The organism is Staphylococcus sp. GDY8P67P (assembly GCF_017892545.1).
GTDB lineage: Bacteria > Bacillota > Bacilli > Staphylococcales > Staphylococcaceae > Staphylococcus > Staphylococcus ureilyticus.
This window is the reverse complement of record NZ_JAESLH010000004.1, coordinates 231,653-249,031: the sequence shown is the minus strand read 5'-3', so window position 1 is coordinate 249,031 and position 17,379 is coordinate 231,653. Positions and strand designations below refer to the sequence as shown.

Sequence of the window (17,379 nt, the reverse complement as noted above, 5' to 3'; positions counted from 1 at the left end):
AATTAAATGTACAAACTAAGTATAATGAAAGAGGATGAACTTTGATTATGCGTTTATTATTTAATAAAAATTGTTGAAAAGAGGTATATTTATGAAAAAAATCATCACAGTATTAGCTTCTGCAGCAGTGATTTTGGCTGGTTGTAGTGGCTCTAACAGCGAGTCTAAAGGCAAAACTTTAGATGTAGAGTTACCTTTGAAAACGACATCTATCGCACCATATGAAACGGATGTGCCTGTGAAAATAGGTGCTGCAGAATCATTATTTAAAGCGACATCTGATGGCAAAGTTCAAAAGTTGTTAGTTAAATCTTATGATCAAACATCACCGACTCAATTAGATTTAACATTAAAAGATAATATTAAATTCCAAAACGGTAAAAAGGTGACAGGCGAAGCGGTTAAAGCTAGTTTGGAGGAAAGTATTCAAAAAAGTGATTTAGTCAAAGGTTCACTACCAATCAAAGATATCAAAGTGAATGGACAAAAGTTGCAAATCACAACTAAATCCGCATATCCTGAGCTCATTTCAGAATTAGCTAGCCCATTCTCAGCTATTTATGATACTAAAGCTAAAGGAGATATCAATAAAACCCCTGTAGGCACTGGTCCATATCAAATCAAAGATTATAAACAATCACAGAAAATTCAATTGGACCGAAATAAAGATTATTGGCAAGGCAAACCTAAACTAGACCACGTCAATGTTACATATCAAGAAGACGGCAATGCCCGCACGAGTGATTTAGACTCTGGAAAAGCAGATGTCATTACAGATGTACCAGTTGAAAAAGTTAAATCATTAAAAGAGAGTGATAAGACAAAAATTTCATCTGTCTCTGGTTTTAGAACTGGATTATTATTATATAATCACACGAGTGACAAAATGACAAAGCAGGTTCGTGAAGCCTTAGATAAAGTCATTGATCGCAAGCGTATTACAGATAATGTTTCAAAAGGTTATGCAACACCAGCAACTGGACCGTTCAACAATAAACTCGACTTTATAGAAAATAAAGATGTGCAAAAACAAGATATTGCGCAAGCTAAGAAAATAATGAAAGATGCTGGATACAGTGAAGCACACCCATTAAAGCTGACGATATCTACGTATAATGGTCGTCCCGAATTACCTAAAATTGCACAAGTGATTCAGTCAGATGCTAAAAAGGCAAATATTGATATCAAATTACGCAATGTGGATGACATACAGGGGTATTTAAAAGATAAAGAACAATGGGATGCCTCACTTTACAGCTTCGGTACAATCCCTAGAGGAGATACAGGTTATTTCTTTAACCAAGCTTATAAACCAAAAGGTGCAATTAATGCAGGGGGTTATGATAATCATAAGGTCGCAGCATTAATAGATGAGTTAAATAAAACAGTGGATAAAGAAGAACGAAATCGCATTACCAATCAAATCATTGATATTACAAATGATGACATCGCAAACAGTTATATTTCTTACAATGACAATATCGTTGGAATGAATAAGGATGTAGAAAATTTAACTTCAACACCAGAAGGTATTTACCTTATTGATTATAAGGTTGATAAAAAAGAATGATATTAAAACAGATACTTTCTAGAATTGGACAAATGATCATTGTATTGTTTGTCCTTTCTACTATTACTTTTATATTAATGAAACTTACACCCGGAGACCCAGTTGACAAGGTTTTGCACTTAGATGTAGCGAATGTTTCGAGTGATCAAATTGAAGCTACGAAAGAGCGATTAGGGCTTAATCAATCCCCGGTAATGCAATATTTTCAATGGTTAGGTCAAATAATACAATTGAACTTTGGTACCAGTTATCAAACTGGTGAACCTGTGATTAAGGAATTGATTTTCTATACACCTCCAACCTTAACGATTGCAATATTAACGATAGTTATCGTATTTCTAGTTGCCATTCCTTTGGGTATGTTAGCAGCTAAGCGTTATCATACTTGGATAGATACATGGATAAGAATACTGACTTCATTTACAGTAAGTGTGCCTTCCTTCTTTTTAGGAACGATATTAATTTATATATTTGCACAACGATTAAATATACTTCCTTCATCAGGTTTAGATTCCATTGCTGGTTATATATTACCTGTCATTGCATTGAGTGTTGGAATGAGTGCATATTATGTAAGATTGATGCGTTCGACTTTAGTTGAATTGTATCAATCTAAAGAAGTTGAAGCGGCTAGATTAAGAGGGATGTCAGAACAATATATATTATGGAAAGATTTATTTAAGCCAGCTATTATTCCCGTGATTACTGTATTAGGAATGTCTGTTGGGAGTTTAATTGGTGGTACGGTAGTGATTGAAAATTTATTTGGTATACCGGGCCTAGGTCACTTTCTTGTGGATAGTATTAGAGCGAGGGACTATCCGGTAGTACAAGGTGCCGTTATCATGATTGGATGCTTTGTGGTGTTAGCCAATACGATTAGTGATTTGTTACTTTTATGGATCGATCCTAAACGTCGTTTTAATAAAATCAATGATAAATTAAAACGCCACGGTCAGGATGGTGATATGGAATGAAAGACATGAATAAAAGCAGTTTTATCTTTTACGTGTTTGGTATATACGTATTGTTGCTCATCATTGCTCAATTTTTTATTTCAACAGATAGTGCTTTGGAGGTACATTTGAATCATACACTAGAGCTTCCTAGTAGTTCACATTGGCTAGGTACAGATGATTATGGTCGCGATTTACTAGCAAGAGTAATCATAGGTGCTAGATATACATTAATCATCAGTTTAATCACATTGTTAATTACTGTAATAATCGGTGTACCATTGGGGCTTTTAGCAGGTTATAAAAAAGGCTTTGTTGATACTGTAATTATGCGTGTTATTGACATAGGATTAAGTATTCCAGAGTTTGTGTTAATGATTGCTATGGCAAGTTTCTTTAAACCTAGTATTTGGAATTTAGTGATAGCAATTACGATTATAAAATGGATGACATACACGCGACTGACACGTTCGATTGTAAGTAGTGAAATAGGGAAACCATATATTCAAATGGCTAAACTATTTAATGTACCAACACATCGTATTATTATTAAACATTTTTTCCCACAAGTGATGCCATCTGTGATTGTTTTAATGACCGTAGACTTTGGGAAGATTATACTTTATATTTCTTCACTCTCATTTCTAGGTTTAGGTGCACAACCACCTTCACCAGAGTGGGGGGCAATGTTAAATGCAGGTAGAGATTATATCAGTTCATATCCTTTACTATTGATTGTACCAGCATTTCTAATCACATTAACTATTTTATTGTTTAATTTAACTGGTGATGCATTGAGAGATAAACTTTTAAAAAGAAAGCGTGATGTAGATGGCTAATAGTAACCTTTTAGCAATAGCGAACTTAACCATCACAGATAACAGCGGACAAAGACTTGTAGATCAACTTGATTTAGCATTACGAAAAAGTAAAGTGAATATTTTGGTGGGTGAAAGCGGTTCTGGAAAAAGTTTAACTGCAAAAGCACTTGTGCAACAAGTTCCTAATATGCTAACCACACATTTTGATTCACTAGTTTACAAAGGGCAATCCATCACAGGTGTGCGTAACTTACTAGGAAAAGAAATTGGATTTATATCTCAGGATTATACACATAGTTTTAATGATCATACAAAATTAGGTAAGCAATTACTTGCGATTTATAAAATGCATTATAAGGTAGACAAAACAACGGCTAAAAAGTTTGTAAAACAAGCACTTAAATGGGTGGATTTAGATCCAGAAACAGTGATGCCGCGTTATAGATTTAACTTGTCAGGAGGTCAACTTGCAAGGGTGCAAATCGCCAGTGTTTTAATGTTAAAGCCAAGTGTTATTATCGCTGATGAACCTACAGCATCATTAGATGCAATCACTGGCTATAATGTGATGCATTTAATCAAGCACTTAGCGGAAGTCCATAAGGTGACTTTATTGATGATTACACATAATCTATCTCATGTGCTCGATTTTAGTGACTGGATTAGTGTTATTCAACATGGTAAGGTCATAGACTTTAACCATGTACAAGCATTTAAAGAGGGGAATGTAAAACCATATAGTCTTAAATTATTTGATGCGCGTAGTCAGTTAAGGAAGGATGGCATAAATGATTAAGTTGAAACAGGTTAACTTTGCTTATAAAAATGCGCCCATTTTAAAAAATATTAACTTAACTATATCTCCAAATGAAAAACTAGGTATTGTTGGTGAAAGCGGTTCTGGTAAGACGACCTTGGCTCATATCATGCTAGGATTATTAACTGATTACCAAGGTTATTATTCAACACAAGGATTAAGTATGCTTCCAATATTCCAACATGCATATGACAGCTTTAATCCCAAATTCAAAATACAAACCGCGCTTGAAGAGCCATTACGATATTACAAAGGTTCACAATCAACATCAGATATTCGCTCAAATCTTAAATATTTAATGTCATACATGCAGTTAGAAGAAGCATTATTACAAAAATTTCCAGACGAGTTAAGTGGTGGTCAGTTACAACGATTTAACACCATACGCACATTAATGCTAGAACCTGATATGTTAATCTGTGATGAAATAACAGCGAGCTTAGATGTCATCGCTGAACAAAGAATGATAAAAGTTTTGAAAGATTACTGTGATCAAACAAACAAAGGCATCATTTTGATTTCTCATGATATCGCATTTTTAAATCAATTTGTTGAGCGTATTGTTGTTATGAAAGATGGAGAAATTGTCGATGATTTTATGATTACTAATTTATTTTCTGAAGATCGCCATCATTATACGAAAGCGCTACTTTCTCTATATTAAGCTGAGCAATAATTAAAGTACAATCAACAAATTTTTGTGGTTTGCTCAATATAAATGAAGTATAATATATAATTAAGCTCAGTTTAAATTGTAATTATATGAAAAGGGGATATTTATAAATGAAAAAATTATTATTACCATTACTTGCACTTATTTTGGTATTAGCAGCATGTGGTAATCAATCAGATAATGAATCATCAAAAAGTAAGAAAGAAACAAAGACGTATGTTCAAGATTCAGGGGATAAAGTGAAAATTCCTAAAAAACCTAAACGCATTGTCGTACTGGGGGCTACTTATGCAGGTGGCTTAAAACAACTTGATGGGAACATAGTAGGTGTAGCTAACATCGTGGATGATAGCAAAGTGTTAAAAGATAAATTTAAAGATGTCAAAAAAGTAGATGCAGAGAATGTGGAAAGTGTCGCAAAATTAAAACCAGATTTAATTATTACTTATAATACAGATAAAAATTTAAAAAAATTAAATAAAGTTGCTCCTACAATTGCTTTTGATTATTTGAAACATGATTACAAAGAGCAACATCAAGAATTAGGGAAAATTATAGGTAAGGAAAAACAAGCGAATGCATGGATTGATAAATGGGATAAAAAAACAAAAAATGATGGTAAAACAATAAAAGAAGCTATTGGTGAAAACACAACAGTTTCAATTATTAAAGATTTTGATAAAAAAGTGTATGCACTCGGTAAGACATACGGTCATGGTAGTGAAGTGTTGTATGATGCATTTGGCTTGAAAATGCCAGAAAATGTTGAAAAAGCTACTAAGAAAAATGATTTAGCTGATATATCTGAAGAGGAAATTCCAGATATGGCGGGTGATTACGTGGTTACACCTGTCGCTAAAGGAACTAAATTATCTTTTGAAAATAAAGATTTATGGAAAAGTACCGAGGCTGTCAAAAATGGACATACAATTAAAGTAGACGAGGGTATTTATTGGCTAAATGATCCTTACTCTTTAGAATATGAACGTAAAGATTTGAAAGATCAATTATTGAAAAGGCAATAAATATAAATCGGATTAATTTTATAAATTAAAACCATTTTAGTTACTATTAACAGTTTAAACACTAATAGAATTGAACTTATTTTATTAGTAGTTGTTGTTAGTACACTAAAATGGTTTTTGTATTATGCTCAATGATAAATAATGTCATAATTATATAGGGTTGATGAAAGCATATATAATTTTTAAAATGTTTTAAATTGAATGTAGGCAAATGGTTTAGAAAATAACAAAATGATTAGCTGTATATAGTAAGGGATGTGAGTATCTAGTCTTTAACTCGATATTTTTATCCTTTAAACTAGAAAGAAAATGCTAAAATGTTGAGTATATTGAATGATATAGATTGCCAAATTTATTGTTGAAGCCAAGTATTTATATAGGTAGTGTTAGACAAAACCCAGAAGCTAGAATTAATATTTTTTGTACAACATCATCTAAAAATTAATTAATGAACTAAAGAAACTTTCAAATGTATGGTTAGTGGGGAGATATATCATGAAAAAAGAACAAAAAGTGGATAACTGGATTAAAATGACGAAATATATACATTATATTGAAGCGATGATCGAGAGGAAATTGAAAGAACAATACCATCTAAGTATTAAAGAGTTTTATGTATTATATGAAATTTATAAGTCAAAAAATAAAAAATACAAGATCAATGATTTGATAAAAGTGGTTGATTTAAGTCAAAGTGCGATGTCTAGACTTATTGTAAGGATGGAAAATACAGAGACTGCGCTTGTATATAGACAAGAGTGTGTAGAAGATCAACGAGCCATGTATATTTACTTAACTAGTAATGGAGAAAAAGTAACCCAAAAAGCACTTCATACTTACGACCAATTATTAAAGCAAGTGAATTTAAAGAGTATTAGAACACTAGCAAAAATGGATGATAGTGATTAATGTTTGTCATATGAAATAAAAATTTTAAAACTTTACACTATTGAAATGTAAAAATGATTAAGTCATGCGTTCTAATGTATTTTATGTTTTACTATAAGTGTGTAATACATTGAAAAATTTGAAAAGGGAGAGAATGCTGATGGAAATTAACGCTGCATGGCTCAATTTACCAGTACAAGATTTGGAAGCAAGTGAAAAATTTTATGATACGATTGGGTTTACAATCAAAAAACATAAAGACATGATGAATAAAATGCGAGGTATTCAAACGAAAGATGGCCAAATCATTATGCTGATAGAAAAAGAACAATTTGAAAATGTTTCTAGACTTTCATCTATAGGTAGTAATGAAGCATTAGTATCACTTTCAGTTTCAACAAAACCTGAAGTTGATACGTTGGTTTCATTGGTTGAACAGGCAGGTGGAAAAGTACTCGAAACAGGCACAGAACATGAAGGGTATTATGGTGCGTTATTTAGTGATATAGATGGCCATTTGTTCAATGTTATTGTAATGTAATGACTTACAAGACAATCTCATCTTTGAATGATTTGTACAGGAATGGAAGGTGTAACATTTGATAAAAGCAATAGCGGTAGATAAAGATGGTACTTTTTTTAAATCTGATAATACCTTTGATGAAGCTTATTTCAATAAAATTTTTAAGAGCATGATGGACAGGGATATGAAATTTATCATTGCTAGTGGAAACCAATATGCGCAATTGCGTTCGTTTTTTCCTGACAAAGATCAGCAGATAGCATATATAGCCGAAAATGGTGCAGTGACGTATCAAAATAACAAGTTAGAAGCGGCTGAATATTTTGATCAACAATTGGTTTTTGACGTTTTGAATTTGATCATTAATCATTATCATATTGAAGATATTGTGTTAAGTGGAGTTAAAACGGCTTATGTATTAGAAAGTGTGAGTAACGACTTTTTATCATTTTTATATAAATATTATTTTAATATAACAAAAGTTACAGACTATAACACAATTAATCAAGATAAATTTGTTAAAATTGCGCTTAGAATTAAAGACCCACAATTTTTAGATGAAGTGATGAGAGGCTTGACTGAACAATACGGAGAAGAAATAAAGCCAGTAACGAGTGGAAATGATAGTCTAGATTTAATATTACCTAAAGTGAATAAAGGTGTGGCGATTAAAACACTTTTAGATAAATGGAAGATTGAACCTCATGAATTGATGGCTTTTGGAGATGCAAATAATGATATAGAAATGTTAGCTATGACGCCAAATAGTTATGCAATGGCTGAATGTAGTCCAGAAGTGGCTGAAGTCGCAAATTACAAAGCACCATCTAATGATGAATCAGGTGTGTTGCAAGTCATTGAACGATATTTAAAACAAGCTAACAATATGACAAACTAAAACAACGACAAAAAACTCATTATTCCATTACGACATATCCTTACGAGAGATTTGTTAACAGAATAATGAGTTTTATTAATGGTGTAACATTATTTTATAATAAGTACAGGAATATTTGCGCTATTAGCGATTTTATGAGTAACATTACCTAGTACATTTTTTATGTCTGGTTTGGCACGTTTATTACTCATAACGACGATATCATAGTTGTTTTCTTCGATTTCATTTAATATTTCTTGTTTAATGTAGCCAGAACGAAACTTCACTTGGATTTTTAAGCCGAGTGATTCTAGTTTTTCTACAAAAGGTGATATCTCTTTGCCTTTTTCTTCAGCTAATTCTTCAAAATGTTTGCCATCATAGCGAACTGAGGTTTGTAAATCACCTTCAGGTATCACGTTGAAAATAGTGATTTTTGCATTATCAACACCAGTAGTTAAATTTTGTAATTCTTGAGGAACATTATTAAAAGAATTATCAAAGTCATATGCTAATAATATATTTTTATACATTTTAGCGCCTCCTTCAGTAATTATTTACCCTATATAATAAAAAATTATCATAATTTCACTATTAATATTTTACAATAAATAATTCGATTAGAAAAACTAAAATATTTTACACATCTAATCCTATGATATCACTGACATGATTGTATCCATTGTTTTGCAAATATTGTACGAGTTGTTTGTTCATCTTTTTAGTTAATCCGGGGCCTTCAAATACGAGAGAACTATAAATTTGCACCAATGATGCACCATGACGTAACATTTTGATGACATCATTCACTGTGAAAATACCGCCCGTACCAATGATTAAAAACTGCCTCTGCGTTTCCCTATATGCTTGTGCAATAAGTTTTAAATTACGTTCGAATAAAGGTTTACCACTTAACCCACCAGTTTCTTTTTGATTAATGGAGTGTAACTGTTCGCGTTTTTGCGTAGTGTTAGCTAAAATGATGCCATCAAACGTTTGTGTGATGGGTTTAAGCATTTGTGATAAACCTTCTGGACTAAGATCAGATGTTAATTTAATAAAAATAGGTACATCTAGTTCATGCTGGATTTTGTAATTTTGTATAGCAGAACATAATTGAGAAAATTCATTTTTATCATGAAAACTTTGCAAGTTTTCCGTGTTAGGCGAACTGATATTAACAGTGAAAAATGTAACGTCATTTTTAAATGTGTCGATGACTTTTATATAATCTTGATAACGTGATTCATATGGTGTTGTTTTATTTACACCTACATTTATACCAATAGGTGTATGGTAACTAAATTTTCTTAAGTTGCTCAATGCTTTGTTCATACCTAAATTGTTGAATCCCATACGATTGATCAGAGCATGGTCCTCTACTAAACGATACATGCGTGGTTTAGCATTGCCAGGTTGTGGTTTAGGTGTTATTCCACCTAATTCTAAAGCACCAAAACCTACTTTATCTAATGCTTTAGGAACTTCACAAGATTTATCAAATCCTGCAGCTAATCCAATTGGATTTTCAAAATGTATCCCTTTCATATTTTGCGATAATATCGGATGTTGATAATGAAATAATTTTTCAAGTATCGGCAACAATTTAGTATGCTTTTGTGGGATTTTAAGAGCATTTATCGTCATGCCATGTGCCTTTTCAGGGTTTAATTGAAATAATATAGGTTTAATTAACTTGTACATGTTGTCATCGCTCCATTTGTTTAAATTAGTAGTAGATGAAATGATTTGTCTTTAATAGACTAGCATTTTAGCATTCATATGCCTAGTGTAAATAAGTAATGTTAATACAACCTTCAAATTATCGGGGAAGACATTGATTTTGATTAAATTTTATATTAAACGGTAATAGTATAATTGTGTGATGGAATGATGGAGGGATAATATTATGAAAACACAATGGCAATCACAACTACCATTAGACAACATACGGTCTATCGTACCAGTAAGTGGTGGAGACGTTAACGAAGCATATAGAGTAGAAACATCTCAATCACCATATTTTTTATTAGTACAGCGTCAGAGAAGTAAAGATTTTTTTGCTGCAGAAGTCGCTGGGCTCAATTTGTTTGAGAAATCTGGCATCACTGCGCCAATCGTTATTGATAGTGGTGAAATCGATGGTGATGCCTATCTGTTGCTAAGCTTTTTAAATGAAGGAACACAAGGAAGCCAAGCCGAGCTTGGAGCCTTGGTGGCTAAAATGCATCAACAACAGCAGCCAGATGGTAAGTTTGGCTTTGATTTACCATATGAAGGTGGTGATGTATCGTTTAATAATAATTGGTCAGACAGTTGGATGACTATATTTGTTGAACGACGTTTAGATCATTTAAAAGATAGATTGGTAGATCAAGGTCTATGGATAGAGGATGATGTAAAAACTTATCATAAAGTGAGAGAAAAAATTGTAAGTTCATTAAGGGATCATACGAGTAAACCATCATTATTGCACGGTGATTTATGGGGTGGTAACTATATGTTCTTAGAAAATGGCCAACCTGCATTGTTTGATCCGGCGCCACTATATGGTGATAGAGAGTTTGATTTAGGTATAACCACTGTGTTCGGTGGTTTTACTCAAACTTTTTATGATGCTTATAATAAGCATTATCCTTTAAGTAAAGGTGCGAATCAGCGATTAGAATTTTATCGTTTATATTTATTAATGGTGCATTTATTAAAATTTGGAAGTATGTATGCAGGCAGTGTAGATCGCTCCATGGAAAACATATTAAATGGTTAAACATGATAAAGATGATTTTCTATTGTTATAAAGTGATGTGGCACATTGTATTCACGATGAATATACAATTTTTAAAAATGAAATAGACGGTAATAGTCATTTAGAATGATGAGATATAAAATTAAATATGATGAACTGAATCATTAGTATATTTCAATCTAATTGATATAAAGAAAACCCGTTAAGCATTTGCTGCTTGACGGGTTTCTTATTAATCTAAATTTAGCGTGCCCATTTCTTCACGCAATTTATAAACTTTATCAGGCGTAACATCTTCACCTAAAGGATCCACAACTTTTAAAGTAGAAAATGTGTTAACGACTTGGCCACGAATCATTTGAAGATATTCTTGTCTTAATACTTGCTGTTCTTGTTTTTCTTCTACAGTCAAAGGCTGTACTTTTTCTTTATTTGCTAATTGGTTAATTCTATCTAGTAGTTTCATAAATTTTGTCCTCCTGTAAATGTCGAGGTGGAAAGTGTGGGATTATTTCATTGCCGACCTCTGTTAATATATCTTTATAAGTTCTGTCGTTGGTTATAAACTGCAACATGATATGATTGGTTCCGATGCGTTCGTACGCTTTTAGGATGTTTAACAAAGTGTTTCTTCCTAAGCGATAACCACCTTTAACTGGTTTTACAAGTTCATTTGGATTCGCTGATAAATCAATGACTAAAGGATGCATAAATGGTTTGAATGTTTCATTTTGATGCCATTGCTGTAATAATGCCTTTTGTTGTTGGAATGGTTGAGGATAAAATAGCCACCCATCCAAATGCGTTTTTAACCAATCTATATGCTGTTTGGCGTATCCTGTTGCGAAAATTGGAATATGCTTATGCTTTGGTAATACTTGTAGGCCAGAATCTTCATACAGTTCAAATAAATGATTTGACGTTTGTGGTGATGATGATTGCCATAGTTCTTTTAAAGATGATACAGCTGATTGAAAATGTTGACTTAGCTCATTCGGATTGATTTTAAAAGTTGGAAATTCAAATTGCCGATCTCCAGTAGCAATCCCTAATAATAATCGCTCGTTTGATATTAAATCAAGAGAAGCAGATGCTTTAGCTATATGCACAGGATGACGTAATGTTGCAACAATACTAGATGTTCCGAGAGCGATTTTGGATGTGTTGGCAGCGATAAAAGTTAAAAATACAAACGGATCGTAGTTTGTCGTTACATTACCAAGATGCGGACTATATAAAGGACTATCTCGCACAAATAAGCTTGTGAATCCAAGTCTTTCAGCATATTGAACTAATGCTATTTGTTGATCAAACGGCAATGCGATATTTTCAGAATCGTCAAAGGGTAACATTAATCCTAAGGTTAAATGTTCCTGTTGAAAAGTTCGTTTGAAACCATTGTGTGTTTGAATTGTTGTCACGTCTATCCCTCCTCTTCAATCATATTAAACAACGATTGTAAACTAAGGAACATCTGTTGTTTAGATTGATTATATGTCACGACTTATTATAATGCAAACAACATGTTTATAGATTCATTGTATAAACAACAACGTGAGCAATATGTTGTTTAAGTTATTTAGTTAATGTCCCAATGATTGTTGAATTTGTGAATGAATATTAACGATTTATAAAATCATAATGAAACATTAATGATCATTGATTAAAATCTTAAAATTCTGTAAATTTAAAAAGTAATATCTTTTAAATAGGAGGTACTTTTGTTGAAAAATATTTTAGTTAGCATCGTTATAGGTGTTCTATTATTTTTATCAAGCGCTATCAATGATGAGACACAAGCACAAACGCAAAATGGAACTTTGCCAGATTCACAACAGAGTAATGAACACAACCAAATAGGTACTGCCACGCCAAGGGTAATGCTACCAGGTGAAAATAGACATCAAATTAAAAATACTCGAACGAGTCATTACCAATCAATTGGCTACATAGAAAAAGGAGAAATGATTGCTACCGGTGTGGTTATTGGTAAAAATACAGTGCTGACGAATAAACATGTAGCGGATAACAATAATGCAAATCTGTCGTTTGCGCCCGCTGCTGAAAATGAAAATAGTTTTCCGTACGGTACTTTTAAGGCAAAAGAAGTGATAGCATATCCTGGTGATGCTGACTTAGTAGTTATTCATTTTAATAAAAACAGTGAAGGACAATCGGTTGGTGATGTTGTGACACCTGCCACTATTGGAGAATCTACCACTGTGTCGAGCAATGAGCCAATAACAGTTACTGGTTATCCAGGTGACAAACCTTTAGCAACGATGTGGGAAAGTTCCGGTAAAGTCAAAAGTAATAATGATAACATATTGACGTATAGTGCTAGCACATTTGGTGGGAATTCAGGCTCACCTGTCTTTAATGATAATAATGAACTAATCGGCCTACATTACGGAGGAGTGGAAGGAGAAAGCAATAATGCAGTGGCGATAACAGGTGAAGTATTAGAATTTATCAAGAAACACAATGTTTAAACAATTGTTGTACTCAAATATATTATCCACCTCGTGAAATAAAGTTATGATAACTGATGGTTTAACGAGGGGGTGATTGTTTACAGAACAACTATTTTCATTGTCTAAACTCATTGTATGTGAATTATTTTTGTTTTGAAAGTTGTGATGTAATGAAGGGTAATGACTTGTTGATATACGTTTCAGCAGGCAATTTACTTGAATGAAACCAATGTTTGGCAATGCCGTATAACCCCCATGAAAGAAAACGTGCACTTGTAGCAAGCGTTTCTCTATCTATATCTTTGTGTTCATCAGACATTAATTTTAAAAAAATATCTTCTAATTCTTCTTTAATTCTTTTTTCGACAATTTCACCATATGCTTCACTGTTTAGACGGCACTCTTCGTGCGTATCTTGAATATAGCTAGTGATTGTAATAAAACATTGACACAATGCATTTTCATTTAATTCTGCAACCATACTGAGTGATTGATTTAAATTTTTTAAGATTGTTTCAGACAATGTATAATCCATAATGTCATATTTATCGTAAAAATGAGCATAAAAAGTAGCGCGATTGACAGTAGCACGTTCGGTGATATCTTTAACTGTAATCGATACTAACTTTTTTTCTTTTGCAATTTCACGAAAAGCATCCATTAATAATTTCTTTGTTCTTATAATACGGGGATCTATATGAGTATGATTCAATTGATTACACCTCTATATTTGTTATTAGCATCAGACAAATTATCTTGCTTTACGCACAAGTTGTCAATAAACATAACTGACTATAACATTATTTTATTTCTATTTTCGATTATTTATTTTACTATTTAAAAAACAATAGATAATGATACCAAATGTGATGATCATAATACCAACGATACTCAATATATTTGGTAACGCTAAACCTAAAAGTAACATTTCACCAATTAATGTAAAAACGATTTCCATCGCTTGTGTTGCTTCAACTGCAGCTAACTTAGTTTGATTGTGTTTTACCATATTTGTAGCATAGAAGAATAATGTTGTTGCGATAATACCAGAGAAAATTGCAACTAAGAAAGTTTGCATGATTTGATTTGAAGATGGCGGTCCTTGCCTAGCCAATCCAATGAGAAAGATGAGCAACCATAATGGTAAGGTGACTAAGGTCATACCATAAATCCGTTCAATCGTATTTAAGTCATTGCCAACAAGCACCATCATTTTACGATTGCCTAATGGATAACAAAATGCCGCAACGATTAACGGTAAAACCGATAATAAAAATATATGCAAGTCTATATTTGAAATGTGTGGTATTTGTACAATAATAACACCTAGAATCATAATGCTCGATGTAATTAACGGGCGCCATGCGATTCGTTCTCGCACTTTAATTGTAGCTGTATCTTGTTGTATGTATGTGTAGAAAAAAGGAGCAGTGAGAAGGCCGCAAATAATAGTTAATTGCCATGTTGCAGAAATAAGCCAGCCCGGGCTATAATTTGATACAAAAGTTATAGGCACATAGAAAAAGACAAAGGCAAGAGAACTCCACAATAGCCACGCGAAAAAATGTTGTTTAATATGCAACAGAACAACATGATGGCGGGTTTTATGCTTCCCAATAACCATTATTAATAAAAACGGAAACATAAAAATAAAACGTAGTGACGCACTAAAAAGCCAACTTCCGCCGTCGTTAGACATTGCATGGTTTAATATGAATGTAATAGAAAAAAAGAAAGCAGCTAATATACCAATTAAAATTGCTCGCATTTAAGACCACCTCAAGTTGTTTAATGATACTAACTTACCAGTTTTTTTAATTACAGCAAACATAATTCGTACAAATAAGATGATATTTTATAAAAATAAGTGAATTTTCGGAAAAATAAAAAGCGGATGCAATGGAAAAGTAGTATGATAGATTTAACAGTAGTATAAAAAGACAGAGCAATATAAATGAAAGCATGTTGTTGCGATTTAGGTAGTTGTGTTTAATAATAAAATATTAACTTCAAAATGATACTTAGATAAAGTTAGTACAATTTATATTTATATAAGAAGATTGGAGTGTGTTAAATGACTAAAAAAATAATCATGGATTGTGACCCAGGTCATGATGATGCGATAGCATTGATTCTTGCAGGTGCGAAACATAGCACGCTTGATATACTAGCAGTGACCACTGTAGCTGGAAATCAAGCAGTTGAAAAAAACACCAAAAATGCACTTAATGTATTAGAAGTTATGGGAAGACGAGATATCGAAGTATCAGTAGGTGCTTCACGTCCGCTCATAAAACCTGCTTCGTTTGCTTCTGAAATTCACGGAGATTCTGGATTAGATGGACCTAAATTACCAGAAGTACCATCGTTGAAACCAACACAATATCACGCTGCAGATGTAATCATTAAAACATTGAAACAAAGCTCTGACCCTGTAACAATTGTAGCAACGGGGCCGCTTACTAACGTTGCTACCGCATTAATTAAAGATCCTAGTATTGCTCAATACATTGATTCTATTACTATCATGGGGGGCGGTACTTTCGGAAATTGGACACCTACTGCTGAATTTAATATCTGGGTAGATGCAGAAGCTGCTACACGTGTATTTGAAAGTGGTATTAACATTAATGTTTTTGGGCTAGACGTGACACATCAAGTTTTAGCAACAGATGAAGTTATTCAAAGATTTAGTGCTATTGATAATAAAATATCCAAATTTGTTGTTGAACTACTAAAATTTTTCAAATCTACGTATAAAACGCATTTTAATATGGATGGCGGTCCTATTCATGATGCGTGTACAATTTTATACTTATTGCAGCCAGACTTATTTACCATGCAACAGACACATATCGACATAGAACATCAAAGTTCACTCACTTACGGTACAATGTCAGTCGACTTAAATAATGTTACAAACAAAGAAAAAAATGCATATTTTGCTACATCAGTAGATGTTGAACGCGTTTGGACTTTGATGGAACATATGTTAGAAAGTTATAATGTGTAATTTAAATGAATAGGTATTGCTTCATAAATTTTGAAGATATTAATATACATCACTTGTAAGAACGTGCGCGTTAGCATTTCTTAAATTTTATTAAAATAATAGAAAAGCATAGAGCTTAAATATTTGTCACTGAAAATAAACGTCGGTTTCTAGTAAAATAAATTAGAAATTGACGTTTATTTTACATTAATGGTATCAAGAGATTTTCATATCTGAATTCAATGGATATATGTTTACTAAAAGTGTTTTGATATTTTTGTGCCATTCATTTAGTACGAAAGTATGAGAAGATTTTAAGTTGAATAATTAGCAAAATATAGATGAAAGCATTTATTATGATATTAATATCATAATTTAAAAGGTGAATCAGATAGTGAAAAATACATTTAAAATGATAATATTATTAATTATTGTGTTAGTGCCGTTAATACTATTATTAACAAATATAGATACGGTACAACGATATATAAGAGAAAATTTAGTGCAACAAAATGATGGAAATAAAGATGAAAAAGAAACAGATAGAAGTATTTTTAATATTAGTAGAGAGACAGAATCTTTTGGTGATTATGAATATAATGACTTTGATGGTAAACACTATGGCATCGACTATGGTATAGCTAAAAACACACCAGTAACTGCCGCAACAGATGGTAAGGTAACTAGAACTTTTGAAAATGAGTTAGGTGGTAAGGTAGTGCAAATTAGGGAAGAAAATGGTGTATACCATCAATGGTATATGCATTTAAATGAATTTAAAGTGGAACCTGGAGACAAAGTTGAAGCTGGAAAAATCATCGCACTTTCTGGTAATACTGGTTCTCAAACTTCAGGACCGCATCTACATTTCCAAAGAATGAAAGGTGGCGTTGGCAACGATTATGCGGAAAACCCAAGAAAATTTATAGAATCATTGCCAAAAGGTGAAAAAAGTTTGTATAAGCAATAAATGTCTAGAAAATATTTTAGCCTATCACAGCACAATTTACCAAATAA

19 protein-coding genes are annotated in these 17,379 nt (G+C 32.4%); 13 read left to right on the top strand and 6 right to left on the bottom strand.

Translation table 11 applies throughout. The features are described from left to right. Positions 1-91 precede the first annotated feature (91 nt). The 9 genes from nikA (at position 92) to KA833_RS01180 (ending at position 8,171) form a co-directional block, all read left to right on the top strand. Entirely contained in the window at positions 92-1,570 is a 1,479-nt protein-coding gene (nikA, locus tag KA833_RS01220) for a nickel ABC transporter substrate-binding protein (RefSeq protein ID WP_070037249.1), read from the top strand. Then, a complete protein-coding gene (gene nikB / locus KA833_RS01215) occupies positions 1,567-2,547 on the top strand; it encodes a nickel ABC transporter permease (RefSeq protein ID WP_210128146.1) in 981 nt (326 codons plus the stop codon). Before nikA ends, nikB begins: the two co-directional genes overlap by 4 nt. After that, positions 2,544-3,365: a nickel transporter permease gene (nikC, locus tag KA833_RS01210; RefSeq protein WP_046206697.1), complete on the top strand. Its 822-nt coding sequence runs from the start codon at positions 2,544-2,546 to the stop codon at positions 3,363-3,365. Before nikB ends, nikC begins: the two co-directional genes overlap by 4 nt. Continuing rightward, on the top strand, positions 3,358-4,143 hold the full coding sequence (locus tag KA833_RS01205; protein WP_210128148.1) for an ATP-binding cassette domain-containing protein: 786 nt from the start codon (positions 3,358-3,360) through the stop codon (positions 4,141-4,143). The genes nikC and KA833_RS01205 overlap by 8 nt, the downstream gene beginning before the upstream one ends. Continuing rightward, on the top strand, positions 4,136-4,828 hold the full coding sequence (locus KA833_RS01200; protein ID WP_210128151.1) for an ABC transporter ATP-binding protein: 693 nt from the start codon (positions 4,136-4,138) through the stop codon (positions 4,826-4,828). Before KA833_RS01205 ends, KA833_RS01200 begins: the two co-directional genes overlap by 8 nt. Before the next feature lie 119 nt (positions 4,829-4,947). Then, on the top strand, positions 4,948-5,862 hold the full coding sequence (locus KA833_RS01195) for an ABC transporter substrate-binding protein (RefSeq protein WP_210128153.1): 915 nt from the start codon (positions 4,948-4,950) through the stop codon (positions 5,860-5,862). A gap of 495 nt (positions 5,863-6,357) precedes the next feature. After that, positions 6,358-6,771 carry a MarR family winged helix-turn-helix transcriptional regulator gene (locus KA833_RS01190; protein WP_064209217.1) on the top strand — a complete coding sequence of 138 codons (414 nt, stop codon included), beginning with the start codon at positions 6,358-6,360 and terminating at the stop codon, positions 6,769-6,771. 139 nt (positions 6,772-6,910) lie between these two features. Next, on the top strand, positions 6,911-7,291 hold the full coding sequence (locus tag KA833_RS01185) for a VOC family protein (RefSeq protein ID WP_064209218.1): 381 nt from the start codon (positions 6,911-6,913) through the stop codon (positions 7,289-7,291). Between the two features lie 58 nt (positions 7,292-7,349). Continuing rightward, positions 7,350-8,171 carry a Cof-type HAD-IIB family hydrolase gene (locus KA833_RS01180; protein ID WP_210128155.1) on the top strand — a complete coding sequence of 274 codons (822 nt, stop codon included), beginning with the start codon at positions 7,350-7,352 and terminating at the stop codon, positions 8,169-8,171. A gap of 89 nt (positions 8,172-8,260) precedes the next feature. On the opposite strand, the gene KA833_RS01175 is transcribed toward KA833_RS01180, so the two are convergent. Further along, on the bottom strand, positions 8,261-8,683 hold the full coding sequence (locus KA833_RS01175) for a universal stress protein (RefSeq protein ID WP_070037261.1): 423 nt from the start codon (positions 8,681-8,683) through the stop codon (positions 8,261-8,263). A gap of 106 nt (positions 8,684-8,789) precedes the next feature. Further along, entirely contained in the window at positions 8,790-9,854 is a 1,065-nt protein-coding gene (locus tag KA833_RS01170; protein ID WP_210128157.1) for a quinone-dependent dihydroorotate dehydrogenase, read from the bottom strand. A gap of 205 nt (positions 9,855-10,059) precedes the next feature. Here KA833_RS01170 and KA833_RS01165 point away from each other — a divergent pair, with 205 nt between their 5' ends. Further along, positions 10,060-10,917 carry a fructosamine kinase family protein gene (locus KA833_RS01165; RefSeq protein WP_070658013.1) on the top strand — a complete coding sequence of 286 codons (858 nt, stop codon included), beginning with the start codon at positions 10,060-10,062 and terminating at the stop codon, positions 10,915-10,917. A gap of 211 nt (positions 10,918-11,128) precedes the next feature. On the opposite strand, the gene KA833_RS01160 is transcribed toward KA833_RS01165, so the two are convergent. Together KA833_RS01160 and KA833_RS01155 are read right to left on the bottom strand one after the other, a co-directional pair. After that, complete coding sequence (locus tag KA833_RS01160) at positions 11,129-11,362, bottom strand: DUF896 domain-containing protein (protein WP_046206707.1); 234 nt, start codon at positions 11,360-11,362, stop codon at positions 11,129-11,131. Next, positions 11,346-12,317: an LLM class oxidoreductase gene (locus tag KA833_RS01155; RefSeq protein ID WP_046206708.1), complete on the bottom strand. Its 972-nt coding sequence runs from the start codon at positions 12,315-12,317 to the stop codon at positions 11,346-11,348. Before KA833_RS01155 ends, KA833_RS01160 begins: the two co-directional genes overlap by 17 nt. Positions 12,318-12,620: 303 nt before the next feature. On the opposite strand from KA833_RS01155, the gene KA833_RS01150 reads away from it, so the two are divergent. Next, complete coding sequence (locus KA833_RS01150) at positions 12,621-13,388, top strand: trypsin-like serine peptidase (protein ID WP_080937841.1); 768 nt, start codon at positions 12,621-12,623, stop codon at positions 13,386-13,388. Between the two features lie 124 nt (positions 13,389-13,512). Here the strand turns inward: KA833_RS01150 and KA833_RS01145 are convergent, their stop codons facing one another. Further along, a complete protein-coding gene (locus KA833_RS01145) occupies positions 13,513-14,082 on the bottom strand; it encodes a TetR/AcrR family transcriptional regulator (RefSeq protein WP_103161494.1) in 570 nt (189 codons plus the stop codon). A 99-nt stretch (positions 14,083-14,181) separates the two neighbouring features. After that, positions 14,182-15,138, bottom strand: coding sequence for a DMT family transporter (locus KA833_RS01140; RefSeq protein WP_210128159.1), 957 nt, complete (start codon positions 15,136-15,138; stop codon positions 14,182-14,184). Between the two features lie 306 nt (positions 15,139-15,444). Between KA833_RS01140 and KA833_RS01135 the strand changes: the two genes are divergently transcribed. Both KA833_RS01135 and KA833_RS01130 read left to right on the top strand, forming a co-directional pair. After that, entirely contained in the window at positions 15,445-16,383 is a 939-nt protein-coding gene (locus KA833_RS01135) for a nucleoside hydrolase (protein WP_064209225.1), read from the top strand. A gap of 391 nt (positions 16,384-16,774) precedes the next feature. Beyond that, a complete protein-coding gene (locus tag KA833_RS01130) occupies positions 16,775-17,332 on the top strand; it encodes a M23 family metallopeptidase (RefSeq protein WP_245336254.1) in 558 nt (185 codons plus the stop codon). Positions 17,333-17,379: the final 47 nt, after the last annotated feature.

What these genes read in the sequence shown, in the direction of transcription:
- nikA (WP_070037249.1), top strand. Translation starts at nt 92, where the DNA reads ATGAAAAAAATCATCACAGTATTAGCTTCTGCAGCAGTGATTTTGGCT.
- nikB (WP_210128146.1), top strand. Translation starts at nt 1,567, where the DNA reads ATGATATTAAAACAGATACTTTCTAGAATTGGACAAATGATCATTGTA.
- nikC (WP_046206697.1), top strand. Translation starts at nt 2,544, where the DNA reads ATGAAAGACATGAATAAAAGCAGTTTTATCTTTTACGTGTTTGGTATA.
- KA833_RS01205 (WP_210128148.1), top strand. Translation starts at nt 3,358, where the DNA reads ATGGCTAATAGTAACCTTTTAGCAATAGCGAACTTAACCATCACAGAT.
- KA833_RS01200 (WP_210128151.1), top strand. Translation starts at nt 4,136, where the DNA reads ATGATTAAGTTGAAACAGGTTAACTTTGCTTATAAAAATGCGCCCATT.
- KA833_RS01195 (WP_210128153.1), top strand. Translation starts at nt 4,948, where the DNA reads ATGAAAAAATTATTATTACCATTACTTGCACTTATTTTGGTATTAGCA.
- KA833_RS01190 (WP_064209217.1), top strand. Translation starts at nt 6,358, where the DNA reads ATGAAAAAAGAACAAAAAGTGGATAACTGGATTAAAATGACGAAATAT.
- KA833_RS01185 (WP_064209218.1), top strand. Translation starts at nt 6,911, where the DNA reads ATGGAAATTAACGCTGCATGGCTCAATTTACCAGTACAAGATTTGGAA.
- KA833_RS01175 (WP_070037261.1), bottom strand. Translation starts at nt 8,683, where the DNA reads ATGTATAAAAATATATTATTAGCATATGACTTTGATAATTCTTTTAAT.
- KA833_RS01170 (WP_210128157.1), bottom strand. Translation starts at nt 9,854, where the DNA reads ATGTACAAGTTAATTAAACCTATATTATTTCAATTAAACCCTGAAAAG.
- KA833_RS01165 (WP_070658013.1), top strand. Translation starts at nt 10,060, where the DNA reads ATGAAAACACAATGGCAATCACAACTACCATTAGACAACATACGGTCT.
- KA833_RS01160 (WP_046206707.1), bottom strand. Translation starts at nt 11,362, where the DNA reads ATGAAACTACTAGATAGAATTAACCAATTAGCAAATAAAGAAAAAGTA.
- KA833_RS01140 (WP_210128159.1), bottom strand. Translation starts at nt 15,138, where the DNA reads ATGCGAGCAATTTTAATTGGTATATTAGCTGCTTTCTTTTTTTCTATT.
- KA833_RS01135 (WP_064209225.1), top strand. Translation starts at nt 15,445, where the DNA reads ATGACTAAAAAAATAATCATGGATTGTGACCCAGGTCATGATGATGCG.
- KA833_RS01130 (WP_245336254.1), top strand. Translation starts at nt 16,775, where the DNA reads ATGATAATATTATTAATTATTGTGTTAGTGCCGTTAATACTATTATTA.